Raw genomic sequence first — 16,375 nt, forward strand, 5'->3', positions numbered from 1 at the left:
CATCTCCTTTTAAATCTAGTAATTATAATCATCGAATACTTCGAATAATTCACTTTCAAATTCATCTTGTTCAGGGCCTGTTGACACCCAATCTGGTAACACTTCTAAATAATGTGCTAAAGCTTCTATTGTTTTATGGAAGACCGGTTCATGCTGTGCTTTATCTAAAAGTTCAAGAATCAATTTAAATGTGTCTAAATAAGGTTGATGTTCAGCACGATTAAGCATGTTCTGAAATTTTTCAATTAGCTTGGCTTTTTCAATAGCATGTTCAATTTGATTCAATTCCTCTTTGTCATAAACCGGCACTTCAACAAGATCATTTTCTTCCCCAATGAGGAACTGTTCTTCATATTTCGTGATAATAGGCTGTAAATCCCGCTTTAATTTTTCTTTTTGAATCTCCAGTTTATCTAAATCAGTTAATTCTTTTGAAAAGTATTTAGCGTCTATGCCAAAAATTTGTTCCAACGTAGGTAAATGTTTTTTAGAGATCTTTTGCTTTCTTTTAATCCAAAGATTAATATTTTGCTTTTTAATTCCAAGCTTTTCGGCCAGTTCAATTTGCTGCATACCATAAAGTTCAAGGATGTATTCTAAACCTATCAATTGATCACCTACCAAAATATTGTCTGGGTCAATATAGTTATATTGTAATAGGTAAATAGTTTCCAGTCAATCAAACATTTACTATTATTGTGTTTTATGGGGCAAAGATGATGTATAAAAGTTTGTGTAAAGCATTTTGCTAGACCAAAAGAAAAAAGGTAGGGTATTCTCTGATTTGACCAACAACACATTCCAGAGAAAGGAGAACCCTACCTATGTCTAAAAGTATACCGAATGTAGACTGGGTCAATCAAATCGAAAGTGCGATTCGCCAGTTTGTAAAGGAAAAATTAGAACTCATCATGCGTGAAGAAATAAAACATTTCCTCGAAATGGAACAGACTGAAACGTCGAATATGAGAAACGGCTACTATCAGCGAAACCTAGATACACAATATGGTCGAATTGAAGGCCTTTTGGTCCCAAGAGACCGAAACGGGGAATTTCAAACGCAGTTGTTTCCCCCTTACCAACGCCATACCGGCTGGCTCGAGGAAGCTGTCATCAAGATGTATCAAAGTGGCATGAATACGCGTGAGATTGGCAAGTTTATTGAACGAATTTTAGGAAATACTTATTCACCTGCAACGATCAGTCGTATGACTGATGTCGTGAAGGAGGACATCGAGAAATGGCATACGCATCCTCTACAAAAGCGTTATTTGGTCTTATATTTGGATGGGTTGTACGTGAAACTTCGTCGAGATACGGTAGAAAAATCGGTCATTTATGTCGTGTTAGGTGTAAACGAAGAAGGATATCGGGAAATTCTTGATTTTTTCGTAGGAGGAAAGGAAAGCGCCTATGGATGGCAGGAGATTCCTCAACAACTATATAACAGAGGCGTAAAGGAAGTGCTTCTGGGCGTATTCGATGGCTACCGGGGCTGGAAGAAGCCTTTAAAGCTGTTTATCCGAAAGCCGATGTGCAGCGTTGTGTCGTTCACAAAGTCCGTAACACACTCAGTCGTGTTCGAAAAAAAGACCAATTTGAAGTGGCAGAAGATCTCAAACTGATTTATTGCGCACCGAATAAGGAAATAGCGTTACAGATGTTTCAACAGTTTGAGTCAAAATGGTCGAGCAAGTATCCGAGAGAAGTTCAATCTTGGGGAAATGAGTTAGATGTCCTTCTTACCTTTATGAATGATCCAAGCCGACCAATGCCATCAAACGAACGATCAAGGAGATTCGGAAACGTCTAAAGCCGATGAACAGTTTGAGCAGTTTAGAAGCCGTGGAAAAAGTCATGTATTTGACCATCCAAGACTTTAATGAGAAATGGGCAGGGCGAAAGTTAAGAGGATTTGCCGAAGCTCATGAAGCCCTGCAGCGATGTTTGAAGAACGTTATGATTAACCAAATAATGTAAATCGATAAGATGAGGGGGATATCCCTTTCCACACAGGAGACTGAATATTCAGTCTCCTGTGTGGAAGAAACAGGCCCTCTCTATTCTAAATCCATTTCAGAGATACCCTATCTATCCTTACATTACACAAAATTCTTGACGGTACCTATTTCGATGAAATAGTAATATAAACAAATTAAAAGACCATTCCAAAATGGAATGGCCTTAAACCCCAATCTTAATGATTGGACCTCTCTGATTGCGACGAGGCAATCTAAACATAAAATATTTTCTAATTAAAGAATATCATTAATTATTCATATTGACAAGTGATAACCAGTCAATTTTTTGGGGAAAAGTTGATTATTTTCGTTATAAAATTTAAAATCCCATTGCAAATAATAAACGATTTCTCATAAGATCCAAATCTTTCACGTCAATATTCCCTAAATGCTCACCAATTCTTACTTTATCTACCGTTTTAATATCTTCGAACTTAACGCATGAATCTTCGATTAAAAAGGGATATTTGGATTTAAGGAGTATGTAATGATTTTTATATTTTGGTGTTTTCACTCCGTTCACAAGGTTATATTTGAATTTAGTTGTTAATGGAATCAAAACAACAGTATCTCCACTGTTTAATTGATTCCTACTAATAATTAAGCAAGGCCGTCTTTTATTCTTTTCCCCTCCTAAATTGCCCTCTCCTAGTTCAACGTTAAATACCCCACCTCTATATATTGTAGGTACTGTTCCATTCCGTTTTTGATAATCTTTTAATTCAATTAATTCAATTGCTCTCGCAAGCCAATGACCTGCATTTCGAATATTTTTTTCTTTGGTCCAACTCATTTTTCTCCTCCTCTAATCTTATTATATTCCTTAAAAGAGGAGTAAGAAAATACGTTAATAGTATTTATTCCAATTTTATTACTGTAGTTGAGTAATTTTAATTACAATAATTACCATATAAAAGAGACAAACAGGGTACCCCTTATGCCACGTGGAGCTGTTTTTTCACGGTATCAATGGGAATATTTTGTTTCGCTGCACGGTAAATGAACTCCACGAGGCTATGTCCTTTTCTCTTGCGCAGAAGATCGAGCCCATCAGAAAAATCGCTGTTCGACTCGAACATGCTGTACACGTAAGCAAGCTGCACCAAGATCCAGTAGCGTTTCACCGCCCGACGTCCGCGAACGCGGTATCCATCGAGTTTCAGCTGGTCTTTCGCTTGACGGAAAAAACATTCGATCGACCAACGCTGGGCATAGTAGCGCAAGATCTCTTCATCGCTTAGATCCCGGTCGGTGCTCAAGACGCAGTGAAGATGTTCCGATGTCATCGGCTGATCGGCTTTCCAAGCGAGCAGCACCACGGCATCATCGAGACCTTTGAGAGAGCCTTCGTAGCGATACACGCGATAACGCTCTTCTCCCACCGTGACGAGGTGAGTGTCTTTCGGTTCGATGTAGCGGGCAAACTCCCTCACCTGAACCGCAATGCCTTTTGGATAAAGAAGCCGATTGGCCTTGAGCATTGCGATGACGTGGAATCCCTTTTTCAGACAAGCTTCCACGAGCGTTTGCGATGGATACCAAGAGTCCATCAGCACATAAACAGGACGGTGTACATCCAAAGAAGAAAGCATCTCGATCGCGAGTTCCCCCTTGCTTTTCCCAGCCGCCTTGTCGTAGAGGCGGAACGCAAAGGGAAAAGCCTGGGTCATCGTATGAACCATGAGCCAAACGAGAGAATGTCCCCAGATCGACTTTTTCTCTGTGTGAGAATAGTGCCAATCACACCCTTGAATGGCGTGCGTTGCCTGTGACGAAGGCTTGGTTTTTTGGCAAATCGTATCATCGATCGAAACAAAAAGGGGTTGATTCTCCTGTTTGGCGATGCGTTCGACACGACGAAGCATCCACTGTTGAAGTTTGCGAAGCAGCGTCTCTTCATCCCAAGGGCTTTTCGTGAAAAAATGGCTGAGTGTCGTGCGGTGGTTCGGATGAAAGCTCCAATGATGAAGATCGGTCAATGTTCCCGCAAATCCTTTGGTGGTCAGCGCATCCACGATATGAACGAGATGCTTCATGACAGGTTTTGAAAAATAAAGTGCCAACCCCAACATCGTGAAAAACTTGTGGATTCCTTGATGATGTGCTAATCTATTCATGAGACATGAACCTCCTTGTGAATAGTTTTGGTGACACATCTATTCTAATCAAGGAATCGGGTTCATGTCTCTTTTTTTGTTTGGTTGTAAATTTATGTTAGCGAATTTGCTCATCTACAGTTTATTACTAATCTATACTTAAGTTTACTTTCTAGTTTATACGTTCTAAAATTTTCAAATTCCCCATTAACTGTGAATTCATCAATCACATGTTGTATCGTGAAGCGGATAATGAAACTGATTATCCACAGCCAATACCCGCTTCCGATAAAGAATTACCTCCATATCTTCAACAATTTTTGCCTCTATTTATGGTACGGTTCACCCCTATTTATGCGAAAAGCACGGTAGATTTGTTCGAGCAAAATGAGACGCATGAGCTGGTGAGGGAAGGTCATTTTGGAAAAGGAGAGGGCTTCGTCCGCCCGTTTCATTACCTCTTTACTTAAGCCGAGAGAGCCTCCGATTAGAAAGGCGATTTTGCTTTTTCCGTATGTGGCCAGTTTATCTATACTATGTGCGAACTCTTCCGAGGATTTCATCTTGCCTTCAATGGCAAGGGCGATGACGTATGCATCGGACGGGATTTTGGCTAAAATTCGTTCGCCTTCTTTGTTTTTGATTAGTTCCATTTCCTGCGGGCTTATTTGTTCAGGAGCCTTTTCGTCAGGAAGTTCAATGATGTCAACTTTTGCGTACGATGAAAGACGCTTTAAATATTCGTCGATTCCCTGCTTTAAATATTTTTCCTTCAGCTTCCCAATCGCTATAATTTGAATGTTCAACTTTCATATTTCCCCTTTTTTATTTTATCAACATGTTGATAACTATTTCCCACACAAAATAACAAATATTCCACAGATTTTATCCACAATTGTGGATGAACACCTCTATATTTCGTGCCCGAAAATCAGTTCCCAACTATATATACTGCGGTTTTTTTGCACAATTCACAGGTTGTGGATAAGCTGTGATTAAATTCAATTTTTTGAATATTTGGTGCTGTTTCATACTGGTCTACATACATGTCGATTGCTAAATCAATATGATCCTCGCAGCAATACATTTATAATCCTCCTACCCCATAATGAAAACAGGAAAGCTGATTCCGCCTTCCTGTTCTTTAAAAAGATTTTTGTTCAACGAGCTTCAGCTTCACTGTTTTCAACTCGCCGTTTCGATAGAATTTTACTTCCACTGTGCTTCCAACCTTTTGGCTGTATAGCTGCTTTCGAAGCTGGAGAACATTCTCAACCTTTTTCCCAGCAAGCTCTATAATTACGTCCTTCTCTCTCAAACCTGCGCGTTGAGCTGGCGACATCGGCTCAACACTCATCACAATCACGCCGTTTTTAACGCCCTTTGGCAAATTTAACGCCTCTTCCCAATAATAGCTTGGGATGTCTTCAAGAGACTGAAGACCGATTCCCATATATGGACGCTTCACTTCGCCGAATTTTTCAAGATCATTAATAATCGGAATTGCAATGTTAATTGGGATAGACAGTCCGATTCCTTCCACCGCGGATTCAGCAATTTTCATGGAATTAATTCCAATTACTTTCCCGTCTAAATTCACAAGTGCTCCGCCGCTGTTTCCTGGATTAATCGCGGCATCCGTCTGCAGCACTTCCGCCTGCCAATCCACTGTTCCGTTTTCATCAATATCAACAGGAATGGTCCGTTCTGTTCCAGAAATAATCCCTTGTGTAACAGACCCAGCAAATTGCAAGCCGAGCGGGTTTCCGATTGCCAGCACCGGCTCACCTGGTTTGACTGTGTCCGAATTGCCGAATTCAGCAACCTTCTTAACATGCTTTGCATCCACAACCAATACTGCTAAATCCATCAGCTGATCACTGCCGACAAGTTCAGCGGGAATGCGTGTTTCGTCGTTTAATACAACTTCCAATTGATGCGCTCCGGCTACAACATGATGATTTGTTACAATATAGGCTTTATCGCCTTCCTTTTTGTAGATGACCCCTGATCCTGTTCCTGCTTCTCCCTCTTGTGTTTGATCCCAGAAGCTTACTTGCTGAATATTGACGACTCCGACAACCGCATCACTCACTTTATTGACTGCTTCTGTAACTGCTGAATTCACATTTACATTTACTGTTTTGACTGGCCCTTGGACATTTCCTGTTTCCCCTTCCTCATTTTGCTCTGGACTGATGTTCAGATCATATGGAAGAATATTGAATTGTGCTAATGCTGGAAGGGAGAAAATAACTAATAACGCGCCTAACACGGCTCCGATTAACCCTGCCAATAATGATCCGCCCCGGTTTCCCCTTTGTTTTCTGTTATTATACCGTTCAAAATCATCATCATAATATCCCATCGCCTCATCATTCCTTTCCGATGACGAATGATTTTATCTACATTATAGTATAACGCAAGCTGGCAGGAAAAATATATGACAACATTAACATACCCAACGATGGAGAAATTCAAACATTTAAACAGCTACAAGCGGAGTCGGTTTCTTTGGATCTGTATCATATAATTCAAATTGTTCTCCGACAACGAATCCTTTTTTCTCTAATACTTGCTGGACAGACATTCGTGCGAGCTCTTTCATATTATTTTCTTTGCTTAAATGCGCCAAATAAATTCGTCTCGTCTTGTCGCCAATGACATCGGCCATGGCAAGTGCAGCATCTTCATTTGAAACATGTCCAACATCAGATAAAATTCTTCGTTTTACATTCCAAGGATACCGGCACATTCGCAGCATTTCTACGTCATGGTTGCTTTCAAAAATAAAAACATCTGCACCGCGTATGATCCCTTTCATTCTGTCGCTTACATATCCAGTATCAGTAATTAACGCTAGTTTTTTTCCACGGTGGTGAAACACAAAAAACATTGGTTCTGCTGCATCATGGGAAACGCCAAATGATTCAACCTCTAAACTTCCAAACGATTTCGTTTCGCCGATTTCAAAAGTAAACTTTTGTTCTAAATGAATTTCGCCGATTTCTCTCTCCATTGCTTTCCATGTTTTTTCATTCGCGAAAATCGGAATTTCGTATTTTCTCGCTAAAATTCCAAGTCCCTTGATGTGATCGCTATGCTCATGGGTGACTAATATACCGCTTAAATTTTTTATGTCCCGTTGAATTTCTTGAAACAAATTTTCCATTTGTTTACCACTTAATCCTGCATCGATTAACAGGGAATGTTCATCTGTTTCTACATAAATGGCATTCCCTGTGCTGCCGCTCGCGAGAACACTGAAATTAAGGCTCATTTCCTTCACTCACTCCAAATTATTATTCTCTTTCTCCGGTTTAATGACCTGACCTTCCAATGCATTCACATAATAATCTTCTGTTTTATTGACAACTACATGCCATGTCGGAGCCAAAATTTGCTGTTCCGACAGCGGGTATTGTGTGTAATATCCGTATTCTACATCGGTTACTTTACTGTTAGATTTCAAATCATTTTTTTCATAAAGAGCTTCCAATGCTTTAATCGCAGGCAATATTTCCTGCTTCTCCAATTCTTTTATATCTTCTAGCAATGTTTGCTGATAAGACACAATTTCATTTTTATCATTTAAATAAAAGACAATCATACCGATTCCATCACTTACATCTTGAAAAATAATTTTTCCTTTGTATTCCTGCAGACAAATAATTTCCCTTGTTTCTTTGCTGTAGCGCCAAAACTTGTATTGACTGCCCGCAATGATTTGTGTCGTTAAAATTTGCTTGATCTTATTTTCGATATTTTCTCCTACAATTGGAATCGGTTTGTCAAAACTCATCCGAAGCTTTGTTACCGAACGAGTCAACTCCTCATCAGGCAGCATCGGCTTTTGATTTTTCAGTTGTTCGATTTCTTCTTCCTTAAATATTTTGCTTTCAGCCGTTATATAAGAACCTTCTATTACTTCTTTTGGAAGCTTCCCAAATTGTATATTTTCCGCTGCAAACTGCTCTTCAATCGTCGTTTTCGTGATCATATCATATTTGGAGCTTTTGATTTTTTCAACATACTGAAAAGCTAAATAAATATCAAGGATCAGGAAGGCAATAATAAACACCGTTTTCGTTTTACTCCAATCCAATACCTTCCCCTCCTTTACCCGCTTTTTTCACATTCAGCCTTTGATATTTATCGTTTTCGAGTTCAATGCACCATATCGGCTCCAAATTTACGATATTTTGCCGTGACGACTGTTGTATGTCATAAGCGGGAAAAATACGTTTTATTTTGTCGGCTTCAATGCTTGGATTATCCTTAATAGCTTCAATTATATCTGCTGCTTTAGGTAAAGTCGTTTTATCTTCCCGGATAAAACCATCCAAATAAAATAACGGACGCTGATATAAGGCAATATCATTCTTTCCCCAGCTTTGCATAATCGTCGTGATCGAATAATGCGAATCGCTGAACGAAAATACTGGCAAATTTCGAACCGTTAGACGAAAATAAATTTTCTGTTCTTGATCCGTTTTTTCGAAGCGATAATCATTTAATCCTGACAGCCAACCGCCATGTTTGTTCAAAAAATCAATGCTCTGCAAGATCAATTTTCCTTTTTCCGTCGTTAAAGACTGGTCAATTGTCGGATTAACGTAAACAACCCTTTCTTTATCTTCGTTGATGACAAGCTGACGGGAGCTGTCTGTATACACAAATTCGGAAGCATTGACATCCCGTTTTACATAACTTGGATCACTAAACAATGCATTTTTAAACTGCTCACCGCTCATTGATTTTGTAAAATATTGAAGGCGATGAATCGGAAACGGCTTTTCAGGCAAAAATAATCCGTTCCAAAACACGTAGCTTTCAAAGTTTTCTTTTTCTTTATACACTTCCGTCCACAAATTGCTTAAAGCGGTTTTCACCTGTGCTTCTACAACATATTTATGCTCGTAGTCGACTAAATAAAGCTTTCGGTTCGCTTTCTCGTTTGTCAGAGGAATGTAAATCCGATCAAATTCTATATTGAAATCTTCTTCATCCGTCCAGTCGGTTATTGATAAGAGGGCTGACATCGGAATCGAGTCGTTAAAAATAACTTCAAAGTTAGGGGTTGAATTATGTATTTCCCTGTTTATCCATTGATTAAAACCATATTGCTTTTCAATCTCTCCAGAAATATTTTTGAATTCTTCTAGCTCCCACTGACGGATATCCTTCCAAATTCTTTCGATGACGATTTCGTCATAAGTTGCGTAATGTTTTATTTTTTCATGAATCATAATATGATCCGGCTGCACGACTTCATAAGGCTTTTTTGTTACATTGCTTAACGGGTTGTTTTCAATATAGTTGGAGTTCGAAATTTCCCCGTAGTTTGGCTGATATGTCCAAATATTCCAGGTGAAGAATAAACTTGTCAGCACTAAAAATGTTAAAATAATGGATTTTATCGTTTCCCGGTTCATAGCCAATCATCCTCTTGGTTCTGTTCATATGGCAATGTGAAAAATACAGTCGTGCCTTTTCCTTCTTCACTTTCCACCCAAATTTCTCCTCCGTGTGCTTCCACCATCTCTTTTGCAATTGCAAGACCAAGACCGGTTCCGCCCATTTTGCGTGATCTAGCCTTATCAACACGATAAAAACGTTCAAAAATTTTTTTCACACTTTCTTTTGGAATTCCAATGCCTTCATCTTTTACACTGACTTCAATATGGTCAACTTGTTCTTTTACTTGAAAAGAGATTTTTCCGCCTTCAGGAGAATATTTCAAAGCATTGGAAATAATATTATCGAGCACTTGCGTAATTTTATCGGGTTCAATTTCTACATAAAGGCTTTTTTTCGGAATGTTTCGTACAAATGTGACATGCTGCTGCTTAGACATTTCAAAACGGTCAATAATTTTGTGGAAAAAGTCTGTGAAATTCACCATGTCTTTATTTAATTGATAATCTTTACTATCTAGTTTTGATAGCTGGAGCAAGTCATTAACCAGCCTAATCATCCGCTCCGTTTCGTTTTGCGTCACTTGTAAAAATTTTGGTGCGATCGTTTCGTCTTTCCAAGCCCCTTCCGCCAATGCTTCCAAATAACTGCGCATTGTAGTAAGCGGCGTCCGCAGCTCATGAGAAACGTTTGCGACAAATTCACGCCGCTCTTGGTTGATTCGTTCCTGCTCTGTTACATCGTAAACTACTGCAATCAATCCGTTAATATGATCTTCATCAATTTGTATTGTAGAAAAGCTGATTCGTAATATATACGGTTTTTCCTTTGTGCTGAAATCTAACAGCATCGGTTCTTGCTGGTTCACTAAATCTTCAAAAGTACATTCATCCGTTAAATCTAAAAGCTCCACAATTGATTTTCCTAAGGCTGTTTCACGTGAAACATTCAACATTTCATGGGCCGGATTGTTCATGACAATTACTTTTCCATGCCGATCTGTAGCTATGACACCTTCTGTCATATGAGTAATAATAGACGCCAGCTTTCTGCGCTCTTCTTCAGTTGTTTCCTGTGCTTCCTCCAATTTTTCTGTGAGATGATTGAACGTTAATGCAAGCTGTCCAATTTCATCTTCTCCATACACTTTTACTTTTCTGGAAAAATTCCCTTTTGCCAGCTCCAACGCTTGCCTTCTCATATCTGACAACGGACGGGTTATAGTGCGGGCAAGAAAAATTCCTAGCGCCGCGGTAATAAGAAGGGACATCCCTGTGCCTGTTGCAAAAATTTTGTTAATCGTCCGCAATTGTGAAAAAACTTCCTCCATTGAGGCAACGACATAAACAACGCCAATTGTTTCTCGTTTATAATCTGTGACGATCGGAGTCGCTGATACGTACATTCGATGCTTCGTTTGCGGATCAAGCAAAATATTGCTTTCAGGCGAACCGACGATTAAAGTCCGTTTAATCATATTTTCAGTTGTTCTTTTCCCGATCACATCTTTGTTATAATCAGATGTCCCGATGACACGCGCATCTTGGTCCACTACGCGAACTTCATGAATTTCCTCCCGTTTAAAATCTTGCAAAATAGCAGATATCTCATCTTCCATATTCAATGATTCGTCCACTTCTTCATTCGTCATCGCTTGCTCAATCTGGTAAGCCAGCAAATCAATCCGCTGCGAAAGGGAAGATTTAAAATTTTCTATAAGAGAAGATTCCAATTCCTTAACGAAGTAAATACCGATGATTTGCATAGCCAAAATAATCAGAAGCACATAGATCAGCACAATTTTAAAATGTATCGAACGGAAAAAACTCACTCGACTGCTATACATGTTCACTGCTCCTGTTCAGGATTGCGCAAATAATAACCTACCCCTCTTCTTGTCACAATCCATATTGGATGGCTTGGGTTGTCTTCAATTTTTTCCCTAAGTCTTCTAACCGTGACATCTACAGTTCTGACGTCTCCGAAATAGTCATATCCCCAAACGGTTTGCAGCAAATGCTCTCGGGTCATGACCTGTCCAATGTGCTTCGCTAAATAGTGAAGCAATTCAAACTCACGATGAGTAAGCTCGATCGTTTCTCCCCGTTTTGAAACGACATATGCATCAGGATGAATAACGAGAGAGCCGATTTGAATTTCCGACTGTTCAGAAGCCGCTTCCCTTGCAGCATTTGTTTGCTGTCTTCGTAAATTTGCCTTTACCCTTGCCAAGAGCTCCCTTGTGCTGAATGGTTTTGTCACATAATCATCAGCACCAAGCTCCAGACCAAGCACTTTATCGATTTCTGAATCTTTCGCAGTCAACATAATAATCGGCATTTCATATTTTTTTCGGACTTCCCGGCACACTTCCATTCCATCCTTGCTGGGAAGCATAATATCTAACAATATCAAGTCAGGTTTAATTTCTTCCACCATTTCAATCGCGCTTGTTCCATCATAAGCACAGTATACATCAAAACCTTCTTTTTTAAGATTAAACTCTAATATATCTGCAATTGGTTTTTCGTCATCAACAACTAATATTTTTTTATTTTCCATCATTTTCTCCCCTTTTGATCTATTAACTTTACTTTATCACGATTACATTCATCTCATCATCAACTTTCAATACAAATGGAAAAAACAAGCAGAAAACCCCTAGCTATTGCTAGAGGTCTTAAATTCAATAGGTTTTGGAACTTAGAGTAAACCCCCTGTAAATTCCTATCAAGCCTATTATATCAATTTTTATCTTATTGTAACAGCTTGAGATGAGAAATCAAATTTCTATTTACAACCACAAATGTTACCAATTTTGGTTTAACTTACTTATAACCAAAAATAGCACGGATAAACCGTGCGTATGAAGTGGCTCGGGACGGAATCGAACCGCCGACACAAGGATTTTCAGTCCTTTGCTCTACCGACTGAGCTACCGAGCCGTATAAAGTTTTCAAGAATGCGAACTCTTTTTCCCTCTCTCAAGCCTTTCATATATGTGGATTCTCGAATGTGAGGCAGCTTGTATAATATTTCTCGATTGTAATGGTGAGCCATGGAGGATTCGAACCTCCGACCCTCTGATTAAAAGTCAGATGCTCTACCGACTGAGCTAATGGCTCATAAAATTTTTTTTCTTCTAATCCATTTTAAAATTTGTCAGATGTCCCTTCCTCTTCCGGCTTTTTCGAGGATGTTAGATGCGTCGGGACAACTCGTCGCCTATTCGATGAAGCCTTGTTCGTTGCTCTACCGACTGAGCTAATGGCTCATAAAATTTTTTTTCTTCTAATCCATTTTAAAATTTGTCAGATGTCCCTTCCTCTTCCGGCTTTTTCGAGGATGTTAGATGCGTCGGGACAACTCGTCGCCTATTCGATGAAGCCTTGCTCGTTGCTCTACCGACTGAGCTAATGGCTCATAAAAAACTTTTTCTTCTAATCCATTTTTCATTTGTCAGATGTCCCTTCCTCTTCCGGCTTTTTCGAGGATGATGGATGCGTCGGGACAACTCGTCGCTTATTCGATGAAGCTTTGCTCGTTGCTCTACCGACTGAGCTAATGGCTCATAAAAATTTTTTTTCTTCTAATCCATTTTAAAATTTGTCAGATGTCCCTTCCTCTTCCGGCTTTTTCGAGGATGTTAGATGCATCGGGACAACTCGTCGCCTATTCGATGAAGCCTTGCTCGTTGCTCTACCGACTGAGCTAATGGCTCATAAAAAAATTTTTTTCTATCTAATCCATTTTTCATTTGTCAGATGTCCCTTCCTCTTCCTGATTTTTCGAGGATGATGGATGCATTGTGCGAACAGTTCGGAGCCAATACGCTCATTTTTCTCAAGACGTGTATAATAATATCATTTCTAGAGGGACAAAACAACGATTTTTTTTAATTTCACAAAAAAAGAGGGAACAGCCGATCCCTCCAAGTTTATTATATTGGACTGTATACACTGCGGACAACATTTGTTTGTGAACGATCTGGACCAACTGAAAAGATGGAAAGTGGGATACCTGTTAACTGGGAAATCCGTTCAACATAATGGCGTGCATTGTCAGGAAGATCGTCCAAGCTTTTTGCCCCCGTAATGTCTTCCTTCCAACCCGGCAATTCCTCATAGACAGGTTCGCACTGTGCAAGTACTTTTAAACTTGCTGGAAATTCTTCTAAAATTTCACCTTTGTATTTGTAGGCGATGCATATTTTTAATGTTTCGATTCCTGTCAATACATCGATGGAATTTAAAGATAAATCAGTTATTCCGCTTACCCGGCGCGCATGGCGAACAACAACGCTGTCAAACCAGCCCACTCGACGCGGACGTCCTGTTGTTGTGCCATATTCCCGTCCAACTTCACGAATTTGATCGCCAATTTCATCGTGGAGCTCTGTCGGAAACGGACCGTCTCCTACACGAGTTGTATAAGCTTTTGATACGCCGACAACATGTTTAATTTTCGTAGGACCTACACCTGCTCCAATTGTCACACCGCCTGCTACTGGATTGGAAGATGTAACAAAAGGATATGTACCTTGATCGATATCAAGCATAACACCTTGAGCGCCTTCAAATAAAACACGGCGTCCTTCATCAAGCGCGTCGTTCAGCACAACAGATGTGTCGCATACATATTGTTTGATTTGTTGGCCGTACTCGTAGTATTCATTTAAAATCTCTTCCAGTTTAAACCCTTCAACTTCGTATACTTTTTCAAACAGGCGATTTTTTTCTTCTAAATTTCTTCTCAATTTTTCTTCAAAGACTTCACGATCCAATAAATCGGCGATGCGGATGCCAATACGGGCTGCTTTATCCATATAGGCTGGACCTATTCCTTTTTTCGTCGTCCCGATCTTGTTGGCTCCTTTTCGTTCTTCTTCCACTTCATCCAATTTTAAATGATAAGGCAAAATGACGTGAGCGCGGTTGGAAATTCGCAGATTATTTGTTTGAATTCCCCGTTTATGCAAACCGTTCAACTCTTCTACCAGCGCTTTAGGATCGACAACCATTCCGTTTCCGATGACACAAATTTTATCTTGATAAAAAATACCGGATGGGATTAAATGCAGTTTATATGTTTCACCGTTAAATTTGATTGTATGGCCAGCATTGTTTCCACCTTGGTAACGGGCGATCACTTCCGCATTTTGAGAAAGGAAATCGGTTATCTTCCCTTTTCCTTCATCCCCCCATTGTGTACCAACAACAACAACTGATGACATGTGTGCACCTCCGTGTTCACCAAAAATCCAATACAAAGAAACAAGTTTATTCTACCAATTGTAGCAAGTAGAGTCAATAAAATCCGAACGTTCACTTTATTATTAAATATTTTGTTCGTGTTATATAAGATACTTACAAAAAACAACTGCCTCATCAAGAGACAGCAGGAGGAATATGATCGTCTTCATATCTTCTTTCAAGATTTACAAATTTATTATATTCTTTTACAAATGCAAGCTGAACAGTTCCTACAGGGCCGTTCCGCTGCTTGGCTATAATGATTTCAATAATATTTTTGTTTTCTGATTCCGTATTGTAGTAATCATCTCTGTATAAAAAGGCGACGATATCTGCATCCTGCTCAATACTACCGGACTCCCGAATATCTGACATCATCGGGCGTTTATCTTGACGCTGCTCGACGCTTCGTGATAGCTGGGATAATGCGATGACCGGCACTTCCAATTCACGTGCCAAAGCCTTAAGAGATCTTGATATTTCCGAAACTTCCTGCTGGCGGTTTTCCCGATTCCGCCCGCTTCCTTGAATTAATTGCAAATAATCTATGATAATTAAACCAAGGCCCTTTTCCTGTTTTAACCGTCTGCATTTGGCGCGAATATCACTCACTCTTATGCCAGGTGTATCATCAATATAAATGCCGGCATTTGATAAACTCCCCATTGCCATCGTCAACTTTCCCCAATCATCCGGGGTTAAATTTCCCGTTCGCAAATTTTGGGCATCTATGTTTCCTTCTGCGCAAAGCATACGCATGACAAGCTGTTCCGCACCCATTTCCAAGCTAAAAATCGCTACATTTTCGTCCGTTTTCGTCGCAACATTTTGAGCGATGTTTAAGGCAAATGCAGTTTTACCGACAGACGGGCGGGCCGCTACGATAATTAAATCATTTCGCTGAAAACCGGCCGTCATACGATCCAATTCGGAAAAGCCTGTAGGAATTCCTGTAATTTCCCCTTTGCGATTGTGGAGCATTTCAATTTTATCGTATGTTCGAACAAGAATATCTTTAATGTTTTGAAACAATCCGGCTTTTCTCCGCTGCGCCACTTCCATGATGCTTTTTTCGGCTTCTGTTAAAAGTGTTTCCACATCGTCTTCCCGATTATAGCCTTCTTGAGCTATAGCCGTTGCTGTTCGTATAAGTCTTCTCAATATCGATTTTTCTTCAACAATTTTCGCATAATATTCGATATTTGCTGCTGTAGGAACGGATCCCGCTAAATCGCTTAAATAAGAAACCCCGCCAACCTCTTCCAAAATTTTCGCATCCGCCAAGTCTTTTGTCACAGTTACTAAATCGACGGGCTCTCCTTTTTCCGAAAGCCTCAACATCGATTGAAAAATCTTTTGATGGCTGGATCGATAAAAATCTTCAGGAACTAATATTTCGGAAGCTAACATAAGCGCTTCAGGTTCTAAAAAAATTGCCCCAAGCACTGCCTGCTCTGCTTCTATATTTTGTGGTGGAATTCGATCACTGACCAGAAGATCATTCAAGATGATCACCGCCTTACCGTGGACACATAAATTTTTTCTCCAAAAAGTATAAAGAGAAATGTGGCATTACTTCAAGATCAAC

At 39.7% G+C, this 16,375-nt stretch carries 13 protein-coding genes, 2 tRNA genes and 1 pseudogene; 1 reads left to right on the forward strand and 15 read right to left on the reverse strand.

Annotated features, from left to right (window positions below):
• Window positions 1-15: 15 nt before the first annotated feature.
• On the reverse strand, window positions 16-609 hold the full coding sequence (locus tag NSR00_RS17105; RefSeq protein WP_340789947.1) for a helix-turn-helix transcriptional regulator: 594 nt from the start codon (window positions 607-609) through the stop codon (window positions 16-18).
• Between the two features lie 215 nt (window positions 610-824).
• Here NSR00_RS17105 and NSR00_RS17110 point away from each other — a divergent pair.
• Window positions 825-1,967: pseudogene (locus NSR00_RS17110) on the forward strand (IS256 family transposase).
• A 373-nt stretch (window positions 1,968-2,340) separates the two neighbouring features.
• Here the strand turns inward: NSR00_RS17110 and NSR00_RS17115 are convergent.
• The 14 genes from NSR00_RS17115 to dnaB form a co-directional block, all read right to left on the reverse strand.
• Window positions 2,341-2,814 (reverse strand): type II toxin-antitoxin system PemK/MazF family toxin, encoded by a 474-nt coding sequence (locus NSR00_RS17115; RefSeq protein WP_340789949.1) that lies wholly within the window; start codon window positions 2,812-2,814, stop codon window positions 2,341-2,343.
• A 142-nt stretch (window positions 2,815-2,956) separates the two neighbouring features.
• Entirely contained in the window at window positions 2,957-4,138 is a 1,182-nt protein-coding gene (locus NSR00_RS17120; RefSeq protein ID WP_040037972.1) for an IS701 family transposase, read from the reverse strand.
• A 305-nt stretch (window positions 4,139-4,443) separates the two neighbouring features.
• Window positions 4,444-4,923: a 23S rRNA (pseudouridine(1915)-N(3))-methyltransferase RlmH gene (rlmH, locus tag NSR00_RS17125; protein ID WP_130158231.1), complete on the reverse strand. Its 480-nt coding sequence runs from the start codon at window positions 4,921-4,923 to the stop codon at window positions 4,444-4,446.
• Window positions 4,924-5,048: 125 nt separating this feature from the next.
• Window positions 5,049-5,204, reverse strand: a complete 156-nt coding sequence (locus NSR00_RS17130) for a CxxH/CxxC protein (protein ID WP_065095530.1) — start codon at window positions 5,202-5,204, stop codon at window positions 5,049-5,051.
• Between the two features lie 57 nt (window positions 5,205-5,261).
• The gene (locus NSR00_RS17135) at window positions 5,262-6,485 is read right to left on the reverse strand and encodes a S1C family serine protease (protein WP_063387772.1); all 1,224 of its coding nucleotides are present in this window, start codon (window positions 6,483-6,485) and stop codon (window positions 5,262-5,264) included.
• 117 nt (window positions 6,486-6,602) lie between these two features.
• Entirely contained in the window at window positions 6,603-7,397 is a 795-nt protein-coding gene (locus NSR00_RS17140; protein ID WP_340789951.1) for an MBL fold metallo-hydrolase, read from the reverse strand.
• A gap of 9 nt (window positions 7,398-7,406) precedes the next feature.
• Entirely contained in the window at window positions 7,407-8,222 is an 816-nt protein-coding gene (locus tag NSR00_RS17145) for a two-component system regulatory protein YycI (RefSeq protein WP_063387770.1), read from the reverse strand.
• Window positions 8,209-9,552 carry a YycH family regulatory protein gene (locus NSR00_RS17150; protein WP_340789952.1) on the reverse strand — a complete coding sequence of 448 codons (1,344 nt, stop codon included), beginning with the start codon at window positions 9,550-9,552 and terminating at the stop codon, window positions 8,209-8,211. The genes NSR00_RS17145 and NSR00_RS17150 overlap by 14 nt, the downstream gene beginning before the upstream one ends.
• On the reverse strand, window positions 9,549-11,381 hold the full coding sequence (gene walK / locus NSR00_RS17155; protein ID WP_340789953.1) for a cell wall metabolism sensor histidine kinase WalK: 1,833 nt from the start codon (window positions 11,379-11,381) through the stop codon (window positions 9,549-9,551). Before walK ends, NSR00_RS17150 begins: the two co-directional genes overlap by 4 nt.
• Before the next feature lie 2 nt (window positions 11,382-11,383).
• On the reverse strand, window positions 11,384-12,097 hold the full coding sequence (yycF, locus tag NSR00_RS17160; protein ID WP_063387767.1) for a response regulator YycF: 714 nt from the start codon (window positions 12,095-12,097) through the stop codon (window positions 11,384-11,386).
• A gap of 310 nt (window positions 12,098-12,407) precedes the next feature.
• Window positions 12,408-12,480, reverse strand: a tRNA-Phe gene (locus NSR00_RS17165).
• A gap of 104 nt (window positions 12,481-12,584) precedes the next feature.
• Window positions 12,585-12,660: transfer RNA gene (locus NSR00_RS17170), tRNA-Lys, on the reverse strand.
• A gap of 815 nt (window positions 12,661-13,475) precedes the next feature.
• Entirely contained in the window at window positions 13,476-14,768 is a 1,293-nt protein-coding gene (locus NSR00_RS17175) for an adenylosuccinate synthase (protein WP_063387766.1), read from the reverse strand.
• 154 nt (window positions 14,769-14,922) lie between these two features.
• The gene (dnaB, locus tag NSR00_RS17180) at window positions 14,923-16,293 is read right to left on the reverse strand and encodes a replicative DNA helicase (RefSeq protein ID WP_063387765.1); all 1,371 of its coding nucleotides are present in this window, start codon (window positions 16,291-16,293) and stop codon (window positions 14,923-14,925) included.
• Window positions 16,294-16,375 lie beyond the last annotated feature (82 nt).

Source organism: Aeribacillus sp. FSL K6-8394 (assembly GCF_038008865.1).
GTDB lineage: Bacteria > Bacillota > Bacilli > Bacillales > Aeribacillaceae > Aeribacillus > Aeribacillus composti.

Excerpts from the sequence above, each read along its gene's own strand:
- NSR00_RS17115 (WP_340789949.1), bottom strand. The coding sequence starts at position 2,814 with ATGAGTTGGACCAAAGAAAAAAATATTCGAAATGCAGGTCATTGGCTT.
- NSR00_RS17120 (WP_040037972.1), bottom strand. The coding sequence starts at position 4,138 with ATGAATAGATTAGCACATCATCAAGGAATCCACAAGTTTTTCACGATG.
- NSR00_RS17130 (WP_065095530.1), bottom strand. The coding sequence starts at position 5,204 with ATGTATTGCTGCGAGGATCATATTGATTTAGCAATCGACATGTATGTA.
- NSR00_RS17135 (WP_063387772.1), bottom strand. The coding sequence starts at position 6,485 with ATGGGATATTATGATGATGATTTTGAACGGTATAATAACAGAAAACAA.
- NSR00_RS17140 (WP_340789951.1), bottom strand. The coding sequence starts at position 7,397 with ATGAGCCTTAATTTCAGTGTTCTCGCGAGCGGCAGCACAGGGAATGCC.
- NSR00_RS17150 (WP_340789952.1), bottom strand. The coding sequence starts at position 9,552 with ATGAACCGGGAAACGATAAAATCCATTATTTTAACATTTTTAGTGCTG.
- walK (WP_340789953.1), bottom strand. The coding sequence starts at position 11,381 with ATGTATAGCAGTCGAGTGAGTTTTTTCCGTTCGATACATTTTAAAATT.
- yycF (WP_063387767.1), bottom strand. The coding sequence starts at position 12,097 with ATGGAAAATAAAAAAATATTAGTTGTTGATGACGAAAAACCAATTGCA.
- NSR00_RS17175 (WP_063387766.1), bottom strand. The coding sequence starts at position 14,768 with ATGTCATCAGTTGTTGTTGTTGGTACACAATGGGGGGATGAAGGAAAA.